Source organism: Bacteroides cellulosilyticus, assembly GCF_020091405.1.
Taxonomy (GTDB): Bacteria; Bacteroidota; Bacteroidia; order Bacteroidales; family Bacteroidaceae; genus Bacteroides.
Genome location: NZ_CP081903.1, coordinates 4,884,764 through 4,904,700, shown reverse-complemented (window position 1 = coordinate 4,904,700; position 19,937 = coordinate 4,884,764). Strand labels below are relative to the sequence as shown.

At 48.0% G+C, this 19,937-nt stretch carries 14 protein-coding genes; 13 read left to right on the top strand and 1 reads right to left on the bottom strand.

Annotated elements, in window-relative coordinates; genetic code table 11:
- The first annotated feature begins 350 nt into the window (after positions 1-350).
- The 3 genes from gltB to asnB all read left to right on the top strand — a co-directional run bounded on the left by gltB (position 351) and on the right by asnB (position 8,052).
- On the top strand, positions 351-4,892 hold the full coding sequence (gltB, locus tag K6V21_RS18515; protein WP_224319494.1) for a glutamate synthase large subunit: 4,542 nt from the start codon (positions 351-353) through the stop codon (positions 4,890-4,892).
- Positions 4,893-5,000: 108 nt separating this feature from the next.
- Positions 5,001-6,338, top strand: a complete 1,338-nt coding sequence (locus tag K6V21_RS18510; RefSeq protein WP_224319493.1) for a glutamate synthase subunit beta — start codon at positions 5,001-5,003, stop codon at positions 6,336-6,338.
- Positions 6,339-6,357: 19 nt separating this feature from the next.
- Positions 6,358-8,052: an asparagine synthase B gene (asnB, locus tag K6V21_RS18505; RefSeq protein WP_224319492.1), complete on the top strand. Its 1,695-nt coding sequence runs from the start codon at positions 6,358-6,360 to the stop codon at positions 8,050-8,052.
- Positions 8,053-8,341: 289 nt separating this feature from the next.
- Here asnB and K6V21_RS18500 read toward each other — a convergent pair whose 3' ends face one another.
- On the bottom strand, positions 8,342-8,566 hold the full coding sequence (locus K6V21_RS18500; RefSeq protein ID WP_044268789.1) for a DUF3791 domain-containing protein: 225 nt from the start codon (positions 8,564-8,566) through the stop codon (positions 8,342-8,344).
- Positions 8,567-9,329: 763 nt separating this feature from the next.
- Between K6V21_RS18500 and potA the strand changes: the two genes are divergently transcribed.
- From potA to K6V21_RS18450, 10 genes are all read left to right on the top strand, one after another.
- The gene (potA, locus tag K6V21_RS18495; RefSeq protein WP_224319491.1) at positions 9,330-10,772 is read left to right on the top strand and encodes a polyamine ABC transporter ATP-binding protein; all 1,443 of its coding nucleotides are present in this window, start codon (positions 9,330-9,332) and stop codon (positions 10,770-10,772) included.
- A gap of 16 nt (positions 10,773-10,788) precedes the next feature.
- Positions 10,789-11,562, top strand: a complete 774-nt coding sequence (locus tag K6V21_RS18490) for an ABC transporter permease (protein WP_033160611.1) — start codon at positions 10,789-10,791, stop codon at positions 11,560-11,562.
- Complete coding sequence (locus tag K6V21_RS18485) at positions 11,559-12,350, top strand: ABC transporter permease (protein ID WP_007218635.1); 792 nt, start codon at positions 11,559-11,561, stop codon at positions 12,348-12,350. The genes K6V21_RS18490 and K6V21_RS18485 overlap by 4 nt, the downstream gene beginning before the upstream one ends.
- Positions 12,351-12,375: 25 nt before the next feature.
- On the top strand, positions 12,376-13,698 hold the full coding sequence (locus K6V21_RS18480) for an ABC transporter substrate-binding protein (RefSeq protein ID WP_007218636.1): 1,323 nt from the start codon (positions 12,376-12,378) through the stop codon (positions 13,696-13,698).
- A gap of 113 nt (positions 13,699-13,811) precedes the next feature.
- A complete protein-coding gene (locus tag K6V21_RS18475) occupies positions 13,812-14,576 on the top strand; it encodes a glycerophosphodiester phosphodiesterase family protein (protein ID WP_224319490.1) in 765 nt (254 codons plus the stop codon).
- Positions 14,577-14,981: 405 nt separating this feature from the next.
- The gene (gene dapF, locus K6V21_RS18470) at positions 14,982-15,797 is read left to right on the top strand and encodes a diaminopimelate epimerase (RefSeq protein WP_007218638.1); all 816 of its coding nucleotides are present in this window, start codon (positions 14,982-14,984) and stop codon (positions 15,795-15,797) included.
- A 98-nt stretch (positions 15,798-15,895) separates the two neighbouring features.
- The gene (locus K6V21_RS18465) at positions 15,896-17,128 is read left to right on the top strand and encodes an LL-diaminopimelate aminotransferase (RefSeq protein ID WP_224319489.1); all 1,233 of its coding nucleotides are present in this window, start codon (positions 15,896-15,898) and stop codon (positions 17,126-17,128) included.
- An 89-nt stretch (positions 17,129-17,217) separates the two neighbouring features.
- Positions 17,218-17,937, top strand: coding sequence for a hypothetical protein (locus K6V21_RS18460; RefSeq protein ID WP_224319488.1), 720 nt, complete (start codon positions 17,218-17,220; stop codon positions 17,935-17,937).
- Positions 17,938-18,025: 88 nt separating this feature from the next.
- On the top strand, positions 18,026-18,382 hold the full coding sequence (locus K6V21_RS18455; RefSeq protein ID WP_007218641.1) for a P-II family nitrogen regulator: 357 nt from the start codon (positions 18,026-18,028) through the stop codon (positions 18,380-18,382).
- Positions 18,383-18,487: 105 nt separating this feature from the next.
- Positions 18,488-19,927 carry an ammonium transporter gene (locus K6V21_RS18450; RefSeq protein WP_224319487.1) on the top strand — a complete coding sequence of 480 codons (1,440 nt, stop codon included), beginning with the start codon at positions 18,488-18,490 and terminating at the stop codon, positions 19,925-19,927.
- Positions 19,928-19,937: the final 10 nt, after the last annotated feature.

Sequence of the window (19,937 nt, the reverse complement as noted above, 5' to 3'; positions counted from 1 at the left end):
ACGGAGATTACACGGAGATAGCATGGAGATAGCACGAAACTGATAAAAATACAAAGATTAATTGCCACGACCTACAAGATTGGCAATATGGCAATATGACAATTTGGCAATATGATGAAATGACCAACAGCTTCATTAATTTCAATACGAAATAAAAAACGCCGTATTTCTTTTAATTTAAAATGAAACAACCCTATTTTTATATCATATTAAAAGAACATTCATTCAAGTAAGTATTTTATGAATCACGAATGCACATTTAATTTTATCATTTTGAAACTATTTATATATCTTTGCCAAACATTTTGATAGCAAAAATAGATATTATTACAAAATAAAGTAAACTTAGAATGAAGAAAGAAGAACTTTTTAACAACAAAGCAAAAGTACAACCCTATCAACGACAGCCCAGGCAGTTGGGCTTGTATGATGCAGAAAACGAGCATGACGCTTGTGGTGTCGGTATGTTAGTGAACATCCACGGAGGCAAGTCACACGAACTGGTGGAGTCTGCATTGAAGGTGTTGGAGAACATGCGTCACCGGGGCGCCGAAGGTGCGGATAACAAAACCGGAGACGGTGCCGGCATCCTGCTGCAAATCCCGCACGAGTTTATTCTTTTGCAGGGTATTCCTGTCCCCGAGAAAGGGAAATACGGTACTGGCCTTCTCTTTCTGCCGAAAGATGAGAAAGACCAGGGTGCTATCTTAAGCATTATCATCGAAGAGATTGAAAAAGAAGGATTGACATTGATGCACCTGCGCAATGTGCCCACTTGTCCAGAAATTCTGGGAGAATCGGCACTTGCCAACGAACCGGATATCAAACAAATTTTCATCACCGGATTTGCGGAAAGCGAGACAGCCGACCGTAAACTCTATCTCATAAGAAAAAGAATAGAAAACAAAGTACGCAAATCGGATATTGCCACGCGCGAGGATTTCTACGTTGTCTCCCTATCCACGAAGAACATCATCTATAAAGGTATGCTCTCTTCACTGCAACTGCGAGGCTACTTCCCCGATCTGACAAACCCCTACTTCACCAGCGGCATAGCACTGGTGCACTCCCGCTTCAGTACCAACACCTTCCCTACCTGGGGACTGGCACAACCGTTCCGCCTCTTGGCTCACAACGGCGAAATCAACACCATCCGCGGCAACCGGGGTTGGATGGAAGCCCGTGAAAGTGTGCTCTCCTCTCCCGCTCTGGGCGACATCAGGGAGATACGCCCCATCATTCAGCCGGGGATGAGCGACAGTGCCTCACTAGACAATGTATTGGAATTCCTCGTTATGTCAGGCCTCAGCCTGCCGCATGCCATGGCCATGCTGGTGCCGGAATCTTTCAACGAAAAGAACCCCATCAGCGAAGATTTGAAAGCATTCTATGAATATCACTCTATCCTGATGGAACCGTGGGATGGCCCTGCCGCCCTGTTGTTCAGTGACGGACGTTTTGCAGGCGGTATGCTCGACCGTAACGGATTGCGTCCTGCACGCTATCTGATTACGCACAACGACATGATGGTAGTTGCCAGCGAAGTGGGCGTGATGGATTTCGAACCGGGAGACATCAAAGAAAAGGGACGCCTGCAACCGGGTAAGATACTGCTGGTAGATACCGAAAAAGGAGAAATCTACTACGACGAGGAATTGAAAAAACAGTTGGCTGAAGCCAAGCCTTACCGCAGTTGGCTGGCAACGAACCGCATCGAACTGGATGAGCTGAAAAGCGGCCGTAAGGTAGCGCACACTGTGCCCGATTACGAGAGGATGCTGCGTACCTTCGGCTATTCCAAGGAAGATGTGGAACGGCTCATCGTCCCTATGTGTACCACGGGTGCCGAGCCTATCAACTCAATGGGAAACGATACGCCGCTTGCCGTGCTTTCGGATAAGCCGCAACTACTGTACAACTACTTCCGCCAACAGTTTGCACAAGTCACCAATCCGCCTATCGACCCTATACGTGAGGAACTGGTAATGTCACTGACGGAATATATCGGCGCCGTGGGCATGAACATCCTAACACCCAGCGAAAGCCATTGTAAGATGGTGCGCCTCAACCATCCCATCCTGAGCAATGCACAACTGGATATTCTTTGCAACATCCGCTACAAAGGTTTCAAAACGGTGAAACTACCCTTGCTGTTTGAAGTGGCAAAGGGCCGTGCCGGATTGCAGGAAGCACTCACAGCACTTTGCAAGCAAGCGGAAGAGTCCGTCAGCGAAGGAGTGAACTACATTGTATTGAGCGACCGTGATGTAGATGCCACTCATGCGGCTATCCCCTCCCTACTGGCAGTAAGCGCAGTACACCACCACCTGATTTCGGTAGGAAAACGTGTACAGACGGCATTGGTAGTGGAAAGCGGCGAAATACGCGAGGTAATGCACGCGGCCCTGTTACTGGGATTTGGCGCCAGTGCCCTGAACCCTTACATGGCATTCGCCGTGATCGACAAGCTGGTGGCGAAGAAAGAAATCCAGTTGGATTATGCCACAGCCGAAAAGAAATATATCAAATCCATCTGCAAGGGATTATTCAAGATCATGAGTAAGATGGGTATCAGTACCATCCGCTCGTATCGGGGAGCGAAAATATTCGAAGCCGTAGGTTTGAGTGAAGAGCTCAGCAATGCTTATTTCGGCGGGTTGAGATCCACAATAGGCGGTATCCGGCTGGATGAAGTGGCACACGATGCAATCGCATTCCACGATACAGGTTTTGCCGCACAGGTAGACGGATTACTCCCCAACAACGGTTTGTATGCTTTCCGTAAAGACGGAGAAAAACATGCCTGGAACCCGGAAACCATTTCTACCTTGCAACTTGCCACACGCCTGGGCAGCTATAAGAAGTTCAAAGAATTCACCAGTCTGGTAGACAGAAAAGAAGCGCCTATCTTCCTGCGCGACTTCCTGGATTTCCGTCGTGCCCCCATTTCTATAGATAAGGTTGAACCGGTAGAAAGCATCATGCACCGCTTTGTGACGGGTGCCATGAGTTACGGATCTATCAGCAAAGAAGCGCATGAGGCAATGGCCATTGCCATGAACCGGATTCACGGACGCAGCAACACAGGTGAGGGAGGCGAAGACAGCGCACGCTTTACGCCCCGCGAAGACGGAACCAGTCTGCGTAGTGCCATCAAGCAGGTAGCTTCAGGACGTTTCGGCGTAACAACGGAATATCTGATGAACGCCGATGAAATACAAATCAAGGTGGCACAAGGGGCCAAACCGGGTGAAGGCGGTCAGTTGCCGGGCTTTAAAGTAGACCAGGTGATTGCGAAAACACGTCATTCCATTCCCGGCATTTCATTGATTTCTCCCCCGCCCCATCACGACATTTATTCCATCGAAGACCTGGCACAGTTGATCTTCGACCTGAAGAATGTAAATCCTCGTGCCAAGATCAGTGTGAAACTGGTAGCCGAAAGCGGTGTAGGAACCATTGCCGCCGGAGTGGCCAAAGCAAAAGCCGACCTTATTGTCATCTCCGGTGCGGAAGGTGGTACGGGCGCCTCTCCTGCCTCCAGTATCCGCTATGCCGGTATCTCTCCTGAACTGGGATTGAGTGAAACGCAACAAACTCTTGTACTGAACGGTCTGCGCGGGCAAGTGATGCTGCAAGTGGACGGGCAACTGAAAACCGGTCGTGACATCGTACTGATGGCGATGCTGGGTGCCGAAGAGTTCGGTTTTGCAACCAGCGCTTTGATTGTACTGGGCTGCGTCATGATGCGTAAATGCCATCAGAATACCTGCCCTGTGGGTGTGGCGACGCAAAACGAGGAACTTCGCCGGCGCTTCCACGGACGCAGCGAATATCTGGTGAACTTCTTCACTTTCCTGGCGCAGGAAGTGCGGGAGTATCTCGCAGAAATCGGTGTGGAACGTATGGATGATATCATCGGACGCACGGATCTTATTATCCGCAAGTCAGAAAACGAATCACCCAAGCAATCCCTGATTACTTTCGACAAAATACTGGCACGCGTCGATAATGGTGCAGCCATCCGCCACACTATCGACCAGCAACACGGCATCGACCACGTAAAAGACGTTGAAATGCTGCATGCCGCCGCCGAAGCTTTGGAAAATCAGAAAGAAATCTCACTGGAATATACCATTGCCAATACGGATCGTGCTTGCGGAGCCATGCTTTCGGGCACCATTGCCGCGAAGTACGGTGAAGCGGGATTGCCGGAACATACGTTGAACGTAAAGTTCAAAGGTTCTGCAGGACAAAGTTTCGGTGCCTTCCTTGTACCGGGTGTCAACTTCAAGCTGGAAGGTGAAGCGAACGATTACCTCGGCAAAGGTCTTTCGGGCGGACGGATTGCCGTGTTGCCTCCGGTACGCTCTAACTTCCAGGCCGAAAAGAATACGATTGCAGGAAATACCTTGCTCTATGGTGCAACTAGCGGTGAAGTTTACATCAATGGGCGCGTAGGCGAACGTTTTGCTGTCCGCAATTCCGGTGCCATTGCCGTAGTAGAGGGTGTAGGCGATCATTGTTGCGAGTACATGACGGGCGGTCGTGTGGTAGTCCTCGGTTCAACAGGGCGCAACTTCGCAGCCGGTATGTCGGGTGGTGTAGCTTATGTATGGAATAAGGATGGAAACTTCGATTATTTCTGTAACATGGAAATGGTAGAACTAAGCCTCATCGAAGAAGCATCCTATCGTAAGGAGTTGCACGAACTCATCCGTCAGCACTACCTCTATACAGGCTCCAATCTGGCACGCACCCTACTTGATGACTGGAACCGATATGTGGATGAGTTTATCCAGATAGTCCCCATCGAGTACAAGAAGGTACTACAAGAGGAGCAAATGCGGAAACTGCAACAGAAGATTGCAGAGATGCAGAGAGATTATTAGAATTGGCAGTTGACAATTGACGATTGACAATTACCGTTTAATCGCCTACTTAATTATGCAAACAAACTAATTACAAACATTTACTTAGTCAAACTAAAGAATAGTATAATGGGAAATCCAAAAGCATTCTTAAACATACCACGACAGGAAGCGGGATACCGTCCTGTCCACGAACGTATCACCGACTTCAGTCAGGTGGAGCAAACTTTAAACAGTCACGAACGCAAACTCCAGGCATCACGTTGCATGGATTGCGGTGTACCCTTCTGTCACTGGGCATGCCCGTTGGGCAATAAACAACCTGAATTTCAGGATGCACTTTATAAAGGTAAATGGCGCGAAGCATACGAAGTGCTCACCGCCACAAACGACTTCCCCGAATTTACCGGACGCATCTGTCCAGCACTTTGTGAAAAGTCGTGTGTACTGAAGCTTTCGTGTGATGAGCCTGTCACCATTCGTGAAAACGAGGCAGCTATTGCCGAAGCGGCTTTTCGCGAAGGTTACATCGTGCCCATTCAGCCCCAACGTAATGGAAAGCGGGTTGCCATCATCGGTGCAGGTCCTGCGGGACTCTCCGCTGCCTGCCGGCTGAATACTAAAGGCTATGAAGTGACTCTTTTTGACAGCAAACCCATGCCCGGCGGATTACTGCGCTATGGTATTCCTAATTTTAAACTCGATAAAGCAGTAATCGACCGCCGGATGGGAGTGCTTGAAGCCGAAGGCATCAAGTTCGAAATGGGCGTAACGGTAGATGTACAGAAACTCCCTGCCGGCTTTGATGCCTACTGCATCTGCACCGGGACGCCACAGGCACGTGACCTCAATATTCCCGGACGCGAACTGAAAGGTATTTATCTTGCCCTCGAAATGCTGTCCCAGCAAAATCATATCCTCGATGGAGAAACGTTCCCCAAAGACCGTCTGGTAAATGCCAAGGGCAAACGGGTTCTCGTCATCGGTGGCGGTGATACAGGATCGGATTGCATCGGTACGAGTATCCGCCAGGGAGCCGTGAGTGTGACACAGATTGAAATCATGCCACAGCCTCCCGTAGGTCATAATGACGCTACTCCTTGGCCGCAATGGCCCATTGTGCTGAAGACGACTTCAAGTCACGAAGAAGGTTGCACGCGTCGCTGGTCGCTGGCATCCAATCAGTTTATTGGCAAGAATGGAAAAGTCTGCGGTGTAGAGGTGGAAGAAGTGGAATGGATTCCGGCTCAGGATGGCGGACGCCCTACCATGAAGCCTACCGGAAAGAAGGAAGTGATAGACGCCGATATGGTACTTCTGGCCATGGGCTTCCTGAAACCGGAACAACCGGAATTTCCGGAAAATGTGTTCGTAGCAGGTGATGCGGCACGTGGCGCCAGCCTTGTGGTGCATGCACTGGCGGACGGACGGAGAGTGGCAGAACGGATAGACAAGTATTTAAATTAACCCCTAATCACTAAGCATCATGTGTGGAATCGTAGGTATCTTCAATATCAAATCTCAATCCCAGGAATTGAGAAATAAGGCGCTTCGAATGGCGCAGAAAATCCGTCATCGCGGACCGGACTGGAGTGGTATTTATGTAGGCGGCAGTGCCATCCTGGCTCACGAACGTCTTTCTATCGTTGATCCGGAAAGTGGCGGACAACCTTTGTACTCTCCGGATGGCAAGCAAATCCTTGCCGTCAACGGTGAGATCTATAATCATCGGGAAATCCGTTCCCGCTACGCCGGCAAATATGCTTTCCGTACAGGATCAGATTGTGAAGTCATCCTCGCATTATATAAGGATAAAGGCATTCATTTCCTCGAAGAATTAAACGGTATCTTCGCCTTTGCCCTTTACGATGAGGAAGCAGACGATTATCTGATTGCCCGTGACCCTATCGGGGTAATCCCTCTTTATATCGGTCGTGACGACCAGGGACATATCTACGTCGGTAGCGAACTGAAAGCTCTCGAAGGTTTCTGTGATACCTACGAGCCTTTTCTGCCCGGACATTACTTCTGGGGACGTGAAGGAAAAATGCACCGTTGGTATCAACGTCCCTGGACCGATTATGCCGCCGTCAAAGCCAATGACACCACCGCCCGCCGGGCTACCCAACCAGAAATCAACAGCGTAAAACTCGCCCTTGAAGCTGCCGTGCAACGCCAGTTAATGTCCGATGTTCCTTACGGTGTTCTGCTCAGTGGTGGCCTCGACTCTTCCGTCATCTCCGCCATTGCCAGGAAGTATGCCCGCAAGCGCATTGAAACTGATAACCAGAGCGAAGCCTGGTGGCCTCAACTCCACTCCTTCGCCGTCGGCCTGCGCGGTGCACCGGATTTGATTAAAGCCCGTGAAGTGGCGGAATACATCGGCACTGTTCACCATGAAATCAATTATACCATTCAGGAAGGACTCGATGCCTTGCGTGATGTCATCTACTTTATCGAAACATACGATGTTACCACTGTGCGTGCCTCCACACCGATGTACCTGTTGGCACGTGTCATCAAGTCTATGGGTATCAAGATGGTGCTTAGTGGTGAAGGTGCCGATGAGGTTTTTGGTGGTTATCTCTACTTCCACAAAGCCCCCACACCGCAGGCTTTCCACGAAGAAACGATCCGTAAGCTCTCCAAATTGCACCTGTACGACTGTCTGCGTGCCAATAAGAGCCTTTCTGCCTGGGGTGTGGAAGGTCGTGTTCCCTTCCTCGATAAAGAATTCCTGGATGTAGCAATGAACCTCAGCCCTGCCGTCAAGATGTGTCCGGGCAAAGAAGTGGAGAAACGCATTGTGCGCGAAGCTTTTCAAGATATGCTTCCTCAAAGTGTTGCCTGGCGGCAAAAAGAGCAATTCTCCGATGGCGTCGGTTACAATTGGATTGATACATTGAAGGCCATTACTTCGGCCGCCGTCACCGACCATCAGATGGAACATGCCGCCGAACGGTTTCCCATCAATCCGCCACAGAATAAGGAGGAATATTACTATCGTAGCATTTTCGAAGAACACTTCCCCAGTCAGTCGGCTGCCCGAAGCGTGCCCAGTGTGCCGAGCGTGGCTTGCTCTACTGCTGAAGCACTCGCCTGGGATGCCACGTTGCAAGGGAAAAATGATCCGAGCGGACGGGCGGTGGCAGATGTGCACGAGGCAACGTATGCCAGGTAATGCATCTTTACTGATAATAATGAAGGCGCCCCACCCATTCTCTTTGCAAAGAATTGGCGGGGCGAATCCATAATAATATATAGCTTCTGTCAGCTATGACATTTTACCAGTTTTAATTTCATTCCTCAGAAAGTCATACACATAGCGAGGACTCTGAAAATAAAGTCCGGTTTTAGTATCCTGCAATTTTGCATACGTATCCGATGTATACAGAGTACGCAATGCAGATTAGGTTTTGATTTTTGAAGATCAATTTCCTTAATATCTACAGTTGTACCATGATAAAGAATCATTTTATTGCCCCTCCAAAACGTTGACAATAAACCGTAATATCTGATATTACATCCTCAAAACGTTGTGTATGAGCAATACCATAGTGTTTATCTATGAAATCAATAGCTTTATACCGATCCAGATAACGGTATGCCTGACTGGGAGCAAGCGAATGTAGCTTAGCAAACTCACTAATCAGAGCTACAATATACTCTATTTTATCCTTAACACTAAAATCCATAAAAGTATTCTTTTTAGCAATGAAACATCACAAAGATAATCATTATTTCTATGATTTATTACTCTTTCTGCACCCATTTACTATCAATTTTTAAATATTCATGTATTCAAAATGGCATTTTCGAGCATCCATTGTGTAAACAATTTACCAACCAACACATATCAACAGAATACCAAAGGTTCTTATCACAGTCTCAAATATAGACAAATCACAGGCATTTTTCTGCTTTATTCAGCTTCCTGTTATTCGTTTTTAAAGAATAACAGGAACGTTTTTTAAAGAATGTGCTCAACGTTTATTAAAAACGTAAAAAGGCTCTTTTAAGCCCAGATCCGATAAATATCAACAAGAAAGGCAATAATTTCCTATTGAAATTACCGCCTTTCTTATTTTTCGTCTATTATTATCTTAGAAAACAAGTTGTATGAATTCTCTATTATCAACTACCCTGCAAAGATACGACATCCGAAAGGCGAAGTCAAGTATTTAGGTTGGTTTTTCCGACTTTTATTTTTTCTTTTTTTATTCTTCTCATTCTTACATACCATAAATATAGTAAACCAGCCCCGCAAGAAAGATCGCGTATCAGCAGCGCTGACGTACCGTAACCGAGGGAAGTACAAAAACGACAAGCCACATAATAATGTGAATTAGTAGTTGAATTTGATTCATTTTCCCAATTTATTCCCTACCTTTGTCCCCGCTTTTTTTAGAAAGGCAGAATTCGTTCTATTAGTTTTAGGTTAAACACTTAATAACGCTTATGCAAAAGTCTGACTGCATCATCGGTGTAGAGCACGTATCGAAATACTTCGGAGACAAAGCCGTACTGAATGATGTAAACCTCTCTGTCCGTAAGGGCGAATTTGTAACGATATTGGGCCCCTCCGGCTGCGGCAAGACTACTTTGTTGCGCCTGATAGCCGGTTTCCAGACCGCCTCGGAAGGTATCATCACCATTGCCGGAAAAGACATCACGCAAACACCGCCACACCAACGTCCGGTGAATACCGTCTTTCAGAAGTATGCCCTTTTCCCCCACCTCAACGTGTACAACAACATCGCTTTCGGACTGAAGCTCAAAAAGATGCCCGAAGCCACCATTGGCAAGAAAGTGAAACAAGCCCTCCGCATGGTAGGTATGACGGATTACGAAGACCGTGACGTCGATTCCCTCTCCGGCGGACAGCAGCAACGTGTTGCCATCGCCCGTGCCATCGTCAACGAACCCGAAGTGCTGTTACTGGACGAGCCCCTTGCCGCCCTCGACCTCAAAATGCGCAAAGACATGCAGATGGAGTTGAAAGAGATGCACCAGAAGCTCGGAATCACCTTCGTCTACGTCACCCACGACCAGGAAGAAGCCCTTACTCTGAGCGACACCATCGTCGTGATGAGCGAAGGCCGCATCCAGCAAATAGGCACCCCGACAGACATCTACAACGAACCTATCAACTCTTTCGTTGCCGATTTCATCGGAGAAAGTAACATCCTGAACGGCCTCATGCTTCAGGACAAAGCCGTATCCTTTGCCGGACACGAATTTGAATGTGTCGACAAGGGCTTTGGCGAAAACACTCCCGTCGATGTAGTCATCCGTCCCGAAGACATCTATATATTCGAGCCTTCTGCCGCCGCCCAACTGATAGGCACTGTCACCTCCTGCATCTTCAAAGGCGTGCATTACGAAATGATGGTACAGACTAATGAGGGCTACGAATTCATGGTGCAGGACTATCACAGTTTCGAAGCCGGACGGGAAGTCGGTCTGCTCGTGAAACCTTTCGACATTCACGTTATGAAGAAAGAACGCACCTGCAACAGCTTCGAAGGCAAGCTCATAGACACCACACACGTCGAATTCCTCGGTTATACCTTTGAGTGTGCCGAAGTGCAGGACATCGAACCTGGCAGTTTTGTCCTCGTAGAAATAGATTTTCGGAACGTCATCCTCGAAGATAACGAAGAAGACGGTCATCTGACGGGCGAAGTAAAATTCATCCTTTATAAAGGAAACCATTACCATCTCACCGTGTTTACCGATTGGGACGAGGATATCTTTGTAGACACCACTGACGTCTGGGACGACGGCGACCGTGTCGGCATCACCATCGCACCCGAAAATATACGAATTGTTGCACCGGCACAGACCAACGGTTCTATCCCTATTGTCGAATCTGCTAATAAGAAAGGAAGTGCTCAGTAATATATCCCGTTTCTTCATGCGTCGCCGGAACTGGACAGTTCCCTACGCATTGTTTCTCATCATCTTCGTTGTGATGCCTCTGTTGCTCATTGTGGTTTATGCCTTCACCGATGCTGAAGGCGCATTCACGTTTGCCAACTTCCGCAAATTCATGATGCATCCCGAATCTATCAACACATTCGTCTACTCCATCGGAATAGCTGTCATCACGACTCTGGTATGCCTCCTGCTCGGTTATCCGGCTGCTTATATTCTCAGTCAGAAGCGCTTCAACACTTCCCAGACCATGGTTGTACTGTTCATCCTGCCTATGTGGGTGAACATCCTGATACGTACACTTGCCACGGTGGCATTGTTTGATTTCCTCAACCTGCCGCTGGGCGAAGGAGCTTTGGTATTCGGTATGGTCTACAACTTCCTGCCGTTCATGATATACCCTATCTACAATACGTTGCAGAAGATGGATGGCAGTCTGATAGAAGCAGCCCAAGACCTGGGAGCTACGCCTGTACAGGTATTCGGTAAAGTGATCCTCCCCCTTTCGATGCCCGGCATCATGAGTGGTGTGGTGATGGTTTTCATGCCCACGGTTTCCACCTTTGCCATTGCCGAGTTGCTGACGATGAACAACATCAAACTGTTCGGTACTACCGTACAAGAGAATATATATAACGGAATGTGGAACTATGGCGCTGCCTTGTCGCTCATCATGCTGTTGCTGATTGGCGTCACCGCCCTCTTTACCAACGAGGACGACAGTGCACAAAATGAAAGCGGAGGTGTGATATGATGACACGTATTCTGGCGAAAGGCTATCTTTGGTTTCTGCTTGCCCTGCTCTATTCGCCCATCCTGATCATTATGATCTTCTCTTTCACCGAGGCCAAGGTATTGGGCAACTGGACAGGATTCTCTACCAAGTTATACAGTTCACTATTTACAGGCGGCATGCACCACTCGCTGATGAATGCCATCTGGAACACATTCGCGATTGCTACGATTGCCGCCACAGCCTCTACCCTGCTGGGAAGCCTGGCAGCTATCGGCATCTTTAACTTGCGCTCCCGGGCACGTCAGGTGATGAATTTCACCAATGCTATTCCGATGATGAATGCGGATATCATTACGGGTGTATCCCTGTTCCTGCTATTTGTCAGCTTTGGCATTTCGCAGGGATTCACTACGGTAGTATTGGCACACATCACTTTCTGTACTCCTTATGTGGTGCTTAGTGTGATGCCCCGCCTGAAGAAAATGAATCAGAATGTATACGAAGCAGCCCTCGACCTCGGAGCTACCCCTTTCCAGGCGCTTCGCAAAGTCATCTTCCCGGAAATTCTGCCGGGAATGATCAGCGGTTTCATCCTCGCTTTCACGCTTTCCATTGATGACTTCGCAGTAACGATCTTCACTATAGGAAATGAAGGATTGGAAACGTTGTCGACATACATCTATGCGGACGCACGTAAGGGTGGATTGACTCCTGAACTGCGCCCACTGTCAACAATCATTTTTGTAACAGTGTTAGTATTGCTGATTGTGATTAACAAGAGAGCAGAACGTTCTAAGAAAGAATAACAATCACAAATTAACTCCATCAACAATGAAGAAATACATATCCCTCTTCCTCTGCATCCTTCTCCTCGCCTCCTGTACCGACTCAGGTGAGAAGCGTAGCCGTGTCCTGAAAGTCTATAATTGGGGAGATTACATCGACGAAGAAGTCCTCGCCGAATTTCCTGCCTGGTACAAAGAGCAGACAGGCGAAGATATCCGCATCATCTACCAGGTATTCGATATCAACGAAATCATGCTCACCAAAATTGAGCGCGGACAGGAAGATTTCGACCTTGTATGCCCATCGGAATACATCATCGAACGAATGTTGAAGAAAGATCTCCTCCTCCCTATCAACCGCAATTTTGGGAAGACTCCGGACTATATCCCCAACATCTCCCCGTATATTCAGAAAGAGTTGGAGAAGATCAGCCAGCCCGGTCGCCACACCAATGATTACATTGTTCCCTACATGTGGGGTACCGCCGGAATACTCTATAACAAGAAGTTCAAGACCCTTGAAGAAGTCAGCTCCTGGGGATGCCTTTGGGATGCCGTCAACCGTGGTAAGATTCTGATGAAAGACAGTTACCGCGATGCCTACGGCACTGCCATCATCTATGCCCATGCCCGGCAACTTGCCGATAGCACCATCACCGTGGAGCAACTGATGAACGACAATTCCCCTGAAGCCATTGCCCTTGCAGAGCAATACCTGAAAGCTCTGAAACCCAACATTGCCGGGTGGGAAGCCGACTTCGGCAAAGAAATGATGACGAAAAACAAAGCATGGCTCAACCTTACCTGGAGTGGCGACGCCGTCTGGGCCATTGACGAAGCGGAAGCTGTAGGCGTAGATCTGGACTATGTAGTTCCCCGTGAAGGCAGCAACATCTGGTACGATGGCTGGGCCATCCCCAAGTATGCCCGCAACGTAAAAGCCGCCAGCTACTTCATCAATTATCTTTGCCAGCCGGATATTGCTCTGCGCAATATGGATGCCATCGGCTACGTCAGTGCCGTAGCAACGCCCGAGATTATGGAGGCAAAGATCGACACCACTCTTGAACAGTTCTCCGACCTCAGTTATTTCTTCGGTCCCGGTGCAGACAGCGTTCAGATCAATCCGATACAATACCCTGACCGTAAAGTCGTGGAGCGTTGCGCCATGATCCGTGACTTCGGTGACCGCACAGAGCTTGTTCTCGAAATGTGGAGCCGCGTCAAAGGCGATAACCTGAATACGGGTATCGTGCTTCTCATCTTTGCAGTCTTCGGGATACTGTTTGTGTGGATTGTCTGGAAACGGATCAGCATTTACAAGCAGAAGAAACGTCACCACAGGCGCAGACGTCGTATACGCAAGTAATAGGAGGTAAAGGAGATAACACCTTTATCTCCTGATTCGCATTAATAACATAAATGAAACATCACTTTTCAGACATATTTTGTACCTTGCGGCAGAATTATAAATAAAGAACTATGAAACTGAAAAAACTTTTATTTGCCTCCGCTATGTCTCTTGCCGCATGCGGCATTCTGCAGGCCCAAAACACCCAAGTCATTGCCCACCGTGGTTTCTGGAAGACCGACGGCTCTGCCCAGAATAGTATTGCCGCCCTGGTGAAAGCTGACTCCATCCACTGCTACGGCTCCGAGTTCGATGTCTGGCTCACTGCCGACAACAAGCTTATCGTAGATCATGACGGTGTATTCAAAGGTGTCCGCATGGAAACATCCACCGAGAAAGAATGTACCTCTATCATCCTCGATAACGGTGAGAACCTCCCTACCCTTCAGCAGTACCTTGATAAAGCCAAAGGGGTGAGAACCCGCCTTATCCTGGAACTCAAAGGACACAAGACTCCCGAACGGGAAACGCTTGCCGTAGAGCAAATTGTGAAAATGATTAAGGAGATGGGACTGGAAGAGCGTACCGAATACATCACTTTCTCACGCCATGCGACCAAAGAATTCATTCGCCTGGCTCCTAAAGGTACTCCCGTATATTATCTGGAAGGTGACCTCAATCCGCAGGAACTGAAAGACATGGGTTGTGCCGGTCCTGATTACCATTTCTCTGTCTTCAAAAAACATCCCGAATGGATCAAAGAATGTCACGACCTTGGCATGAAAGTTAACGCCTGGACAGTAAATGATGCCAAAGATATGGAACGACTTATCAGCCAGGGAGTGGATTTCATTACCACCAACGAACCAGTACTATTGCAGGAGATATTGGAGTAGTTACAAGCTACGAGCTACAAGCTACAAGTACCTTTCGGAACATTGCGCAGTTACTTGTAGCTCGTAGCTTGTAACTACTCCAATCTGTACCAATGCCACACTTTAACTCCCCCAATGCCACACCTCAACAATCCAAACGCCACACTTCGATGGCTCAAATGAATGGCATTGCGGAAGCTAAAGTGTGGCATTTGACTTGTAATAATCCCATAAATAACAATTTATACAAATATGCACCCGCAAACTTTTAATTTGAAACTTGAATACCGTATATTTGCAGCGACTGAAAGAATAAATAAAAATAATAGAAATAAGATATATATTTCGCAAATAATTTAGCAAAACGTCGTATCTTTGCAGTGTGATAAAACAAAAAGAAAGATTAACCCACCAACAGAGTACAAAATGACAAGAGTTATAAAATTCACTAAGATGCACGGAGCAGGCAACGATTACATTTATGTAAACACCCTGAAATATCCCATCGAAAGCCCTGAAAAACTTTCGGTTGAATGGAGCGCCCCGCATACAGGAATTGGAAGCGACGGCCTGGTACTCATCGGCAGTTCGGACAAGGCAGATTTCAGTATGCGCATCTTCAATGCAGATGGTTCCGAAGCCAAAATGTGCGGCAACGCCAGTCGTTGCATCGGTAAATACTTATATGAATGCGGTCTGACTTCCCAAACAGCCGTTACCCTCGACACCCTGTCGGGCATCAAAATACTGAAGCTCCATGTAGAAGACGGAAAAGTGAACACCGTAACCGTGGATATGGGACGTCCCGCCGATATGAAAGAACAACCCATTGAAGCCAACGGACAGAAATTCACCGGAACCACCGTATCAATGGGAAATCCTCACCTAGTAATCTTTGTAGAAGATATTAAAGATATCAACCTCGAAAGCATCGGTCCGAAACTGGAAAATCATCCGTTGTTTCCCGACCGCATCAATGTAGAGTTTGCCCAGGTGCTGGAGGAAGGGAAAATCAGGATGAGAGTTTGGGAGAGAGGTTCGGGCATCACCCAGGCTTGCGGAACCGGAGCCTGCGCCACCGCAGTAGCTGCCGCACTGACCGGAAAATCCGGAAGAAAAACAGATATCATCATGGATGGAGGCTCACTTACCATCGAATGGGACGAAAAAACGGATCACGTATGGATGACCGGAGGAGCAGTCCGGGTGTTCGACGGAGAAGTAATTATGAATGATGAATGAAGAATGAAGAATTACCATGCGGCACAATAGCGCAGCCAATTCTTCATTCATCATTCTTCATTCTTCATTTATCAATACGCTTAAAACAACAAGAAAGTATGGCATTAGTAAACGAACATTTTTTGAAACTACCGGGAAGTTACTTGTTTTCAGACATAGCTAAAAAGGTGAATACTTTCAGGATAACGCACCCTAAACAAGAGGTCATCCGCCTGGGTATCGGAGACGTTACCCGGCCACTGCCACCGGCTTGCATCGAGGCGATGCACAGGGCAGTGGATGAGATGACAAATGCCAGTACCTTCCACGGATACGGTCCCGAACAGGGATATGACTTTTTGATTGAAGCGATCATCAAACATGATTATGCTCCGAGAGGCATTCATTTTAGCCCAACGGAAGTATTCGTAAACGATGGAGCCAAAAGCGATACGGGCAACATAGGCGATATCCTCCGCCACGACAACAGCGTGGGAGTGACAGACCCCATCTACCCGGTATATATAGACAGCAACGTAATGTGTGGCCGTGCCGGAGTATTGGAAGAAGACGGCAAATGGAGCAACGTGACTTACATGCCCTGCACCGCCGAAAACAACTTCGTTCCCGAGATACCGGACAAGCGGATTGACATCGTCTACCTTTGCTATCCGAACAATCCGACGGGAACAACGCTAACCAAGTCGCAACTGAAAAAATGGGTGGACTACGCACTTGCCAACGACACTTTGATTCTGTTCGATGCCGCTTATGAGGCGTTTATACAGGAAGAAGACGTTCCCCACTCCATTTACGAAATAAAAGGTGCCAAAAAATGTGCCATAGAGTTCCGCAGCTTCTCGAAGACAGCCGGATTCACCGGAGTCCGTTGCGGATACACCGTAGTTCCGAAAGAGCTGACAGCCGCCACCCTGACCGGTGAACGCATTCCGCTGAACCGTCTCTGGAACCGCCGTCAATGCACCAAATTCAATGGTACCAGCTACATCACCCAACGGGCTGCCGAAGCCATCTACACCCCGGCAGGCAAGCAGCAGATAAAGGAAAACATCGACTACTATATGAACAACGCCCGAACCATGAAAGAGGGTCTGGAAGCAGCCGGACTGAAAGTGTACGGCGGCGTGAATGCTCCTTACATCTGGCTGAAAGCACCGAATGGCATCGGTTCCTGGCGCTTCTTCGAACAGATGTTATACGAAGCCAATGTAGTAGGAACGCCCGGTGTAGGTTTCGGCCCCAGCGGAGAAGGCTACATCCGCCTGACCGCCTTCGGAAATCACGAGGATTGTGTGGAAGCGATGAAGAGAATCAGAAAATGGCTGGTATGAAAATGAAAAAGATAACAACTAAAATAAAACTATAGTTTCACTGGACTGATCATCCGAAATTTTTTCTAAACTTAAAAGGTAAAATAGGTATGAAAATGAAAAGCGTAAAATTCAGAATGATAGCCATCGCGCTATTATCAGCAACAATGCCTTTCACGGCAAAGGCACAGGATAAAGTGGAAGCCTCAGTCGGTGCAGATTTTGTAAGCAACTACATCTGGCGTGGAACAGACTGCGGTGGTGTAAGTATCCAGCCCAGCATGGGAGTCAGCTACAAGGGCTTGTCACTGACAGCTTGGGGCTCGGTAGGCATCGACAAGGAAGATGCCAGGGAAATCGACCTCACACTGGGTTACAATACAGGCGGTTTCAGCGTATCCGTTACAGATTACTGGTTCTCCTACCACAAAGAGGATGGCGGATATACGGGAGATTATTTCAAGTATGGCGCACATAGCACGGTACACATCTTCGAAGCCACTTTGGAATATGATTTCGGTCCGCTGGCACTGAGTTGGAACACTTACTTTGCCGGAGATGATTATACGAAGGAGAACGGTGACAGAGCTTACTCCACGTATGTAGGCATCAGCGCACCTTTTAAACTCGGCGGCCTGGACTGGTCGGCAGAAGTCGGTCTTACCCCATGGGAAGGTGCGTATGCCAACAAGTTCAACGTAACCAACCTCACACTGAAAGCAGAAAAAGAAATCAAATTCACAAATTCTTTTTCGCTGCCCACCTTTGCACAAGTGACGTTCAATCCACACACGCAGGGTGCATACTTCGTATTCGGAGTTAGTTTTTAAAGAAGGATAAACGGGTATCAGGTATTTACAGATGCGCCGAATGGCAAATCGTAAATCGTAAATTGTCTAATCGTAAATATATTAAGGTATGAAAAAGATTGAAGCAATTATCCGCAAGACAAAATTCGAGGATGTAAAGGACGCATTGCTCGAAGCGGACATCGAATGGTTCTCCTACTACGACGTCCGGGGAATAGGAAAATCCCGTCAGGCACGTATCTACCGCGGTGTAATGTACGACACCAGTACCATTGAGCGTATCCTGGTCTCTATCGTGGTACGCGACAAGAATGCCGAAAAGACCGTGCAGGCCATCATCAAGTCCGCACAAACCGGAGAAATCGGCGACGGGCGTATCTTCATCATCCCCATAGAAGACGCTATCCGCATCCGCACCGCCGAACGTGGCGACATCGCCCTCTATAATGCTGAACAGGAAAGATAGTCCAGGCAGCACCAAACCGCAACTGTTAAGAGCATCCTCCAGAGAGCTGTAAGAGCTACTTAACAAAACAAAGAATACAAGTACAACTAAAAGCAAAAAGATTTTATGGATAAATATAGTAAACGCAGCATTGCCAGGCTGTGGATAGCTGTTGCTGTCCTTATGGCACTCTGCACAACAACAGAAACTTTTGCACAAACTTCCGCAACAACGGATAGTATATCAGCTACAACAACCGCTGTTATAGCTACATTAGAAGAGACTACTGTAGAATCATCAGCCCCTGACACTGTAGGAGAATTAGTAAACGGACTCAACACTGTATGGATGTTACTCGCCGCTATGCTGGTATTTTTCATGCAACCGGGCTTTGCACTGGTAGAAGCCGGTTTCACCCGGGTCAAGAACACTGCCAACATCCTGATGAAGAACTTCGTAGACTTCATGTTCGGTTCCCTACTCTATTGGTTCATCGGTTTCGGACTGATGTTCGGCGTAGGTGGTTTCGTGGGAATGCCCCACTTCTTCAACCTCTCGTTCTATGATGGAGGAGGATTGCCAACAGAAGGCTTTCTGGTATTCCAAACTGTATTCTGTGCCACAGCAGCTACTATCGTATCAGGAGCCATGGCCGAACGTACCAAATTCTCCATGTATTTGGTTTACACCATCTTCATCAGCGTACTGATCTATCCGATTTCCGGTCACTGGACCTGGGGCGGCGGCTGGTTGATGAACGGCGAAGAAGGTTCGTTCATGATGAATCTGTTCGGCACCACGTTTCACGACTTCGCAGGTTCCACCATTGTTCACTCTGTCGGTGGCTGGATTGCGCTGGTAGGTGCAGCCATCCTTGGTCCACGCATCGGCAAATACGGTAAAGATGGCAAGTCCAGAGCTATTCCGGGACACAACCTCACCATAGCGGCGTTAGGTGTATTCATTTTATGGTTCGGCTGGTTCGGATTTAACCCCGGTTCACAGTTGGCAGCAGCCTCTACGGACGATGCAATGGCTATCTCACACGTCTTCCTCACCACGAATCTTGCAGCTTGTGCCGGAGGTTTCTTCGCACTGGTGGTCAGTTGGTTAAAATTCAGCAAACCATCTTTATCCTTGACTCTGAATGGTATCCTGGCAGGTTTGGTAGGTATCACGGCAGGCTGCGATATGGTTTCTCCGCTGGGTGCTGTCATCATCGGTACAATCTGTGGCATCCTGATGATATTCTCGGTAGAGTTCATCGATAAAGTGCTGAAGATTGACGATCCCGTTGGTGCAAGTTCCGTACACGGTGTCTGCGGTTTCACAGGTACCATTCTCACAGGTTTCTTGTCTACCAGTGAAGGACTCTTTTATGGTGCAGGCTGGGGATTCCTCGGAGCACAAGTATTTGGTGCCCTCGTAGTAGGTGCATGGGCAGCCGGTATGGGATTTTTCATCTTCAAAGGACTCGATAGGATACACGGTCTCCGCGTTTCCAAACGTGTTGAAGAAGAAGGACTCGACATCTACGAGCATGGTGAATCAGCGTATAACGGATAACGATCAACGG

What these genes read in the sequence shown, in the direction of transcription:
- asnB (WP_224319492.1), top strand. Translation starts at nt 6,358, where the DNA reads ATGTGTGGAATCGTAGGTATCTTCAATATCAAATCTCAATCCCAGGAA.
- dapF (WP_007218638.1), top strand. Translation starts at nt 14,982, where the DNA reads ATGACAAGAGTTATAAAATTCACTAAGATGCACGGAGCAGGCAACGAT.
- K6V21_RS18500 (WP_044268789.1), bottom strand. Translation starts at nt 8,566, where the DNA reads ATGGATTTTAGTGTTAAGGATAAAATAGAGTATATTGTAGCTCTGATT.
- K6V21_RS18485 (WP_007218635.1), top strand. Translation starts at nt 11,559, where the DNA reads ATGATGACACGTATTCTGGCGAAAGGCTATCTTTGGTTTCTGCTTGCC.
- K6V21_RS18460 (WP_224319488.1), top strand. Translation starts at nt 17,218, where the DNA reads ATGAAAATGAAAAGCGTAAAATTCAGAATGATAGCCATCGCGCTATTA.
- gltB (WP_224319494.1), top strand. Translation starts at nt 351, where the DNA reads ATGAAGAAAGAAGAACTTTTTAACAACAAAGCAAAAGTACAACCCTAT.
- K6V21_RS18455 (WP_007218641.1), top strand. Translation starts at nt 18,026, where the DNA reads ATGAAAAAGATTGAAGCAATTATCCGCAAGACAAAATTCGAGGATGTA.
- K6V21_RS18490 (WP_033160611.1), top strand. Translation starts at nt 10,789, where the DNA reads ATGCGTCGCCGGAACTGGACAGTTCCCTACGCATTGTTTCTCATCATC.
- K6V21_RS18510 (WP_224319493.1), top strand. Translation starts at nt 5,001, where the DNA reads ATGGGAAATCCAAAAGCATTCTTAAACATACCACGACAGGAAGCGGGA.
- K6V21_RS18480 (WP_007218636.1), top strand. Translation starts at nt 12,376, where the DNA reads ATGAAGAAATACATATCCCTCTTCCTCTGCATCCTTCTCCTCGCCTCC.
- K6V21_RS18450 (WP_224319487.1), top strand. Translation starts at nt 18,488, where the DNA reads ATGGATAAATATAGTAAACGCAGCATTGCCAGGCTGTGGATAGCTGTT.
- potA (WP_224319491.1), top strand. Translation starts at nt 9,330, where the DNA reads ATGCAAAAGTCTGACTGCATCATCGGTGTAGAGCACGTATCGAAATAC.
- K6V21_RS18475 (WP_224319490.1), top strand. Translation starts at nt 13,812, where the DNA reads ATGAAACTGAAAAAACTTTTATTTGCCTCCGCTATGTCTCTTGCCGCA.
- K6V21_RS18465 (WP_224319489.1), top strand. Translation starts at nt 15,896, where the DNA reads ATGGCATTAGTAAACGAACATTTTTTGAAACTACCGGGAAGTTACTTG.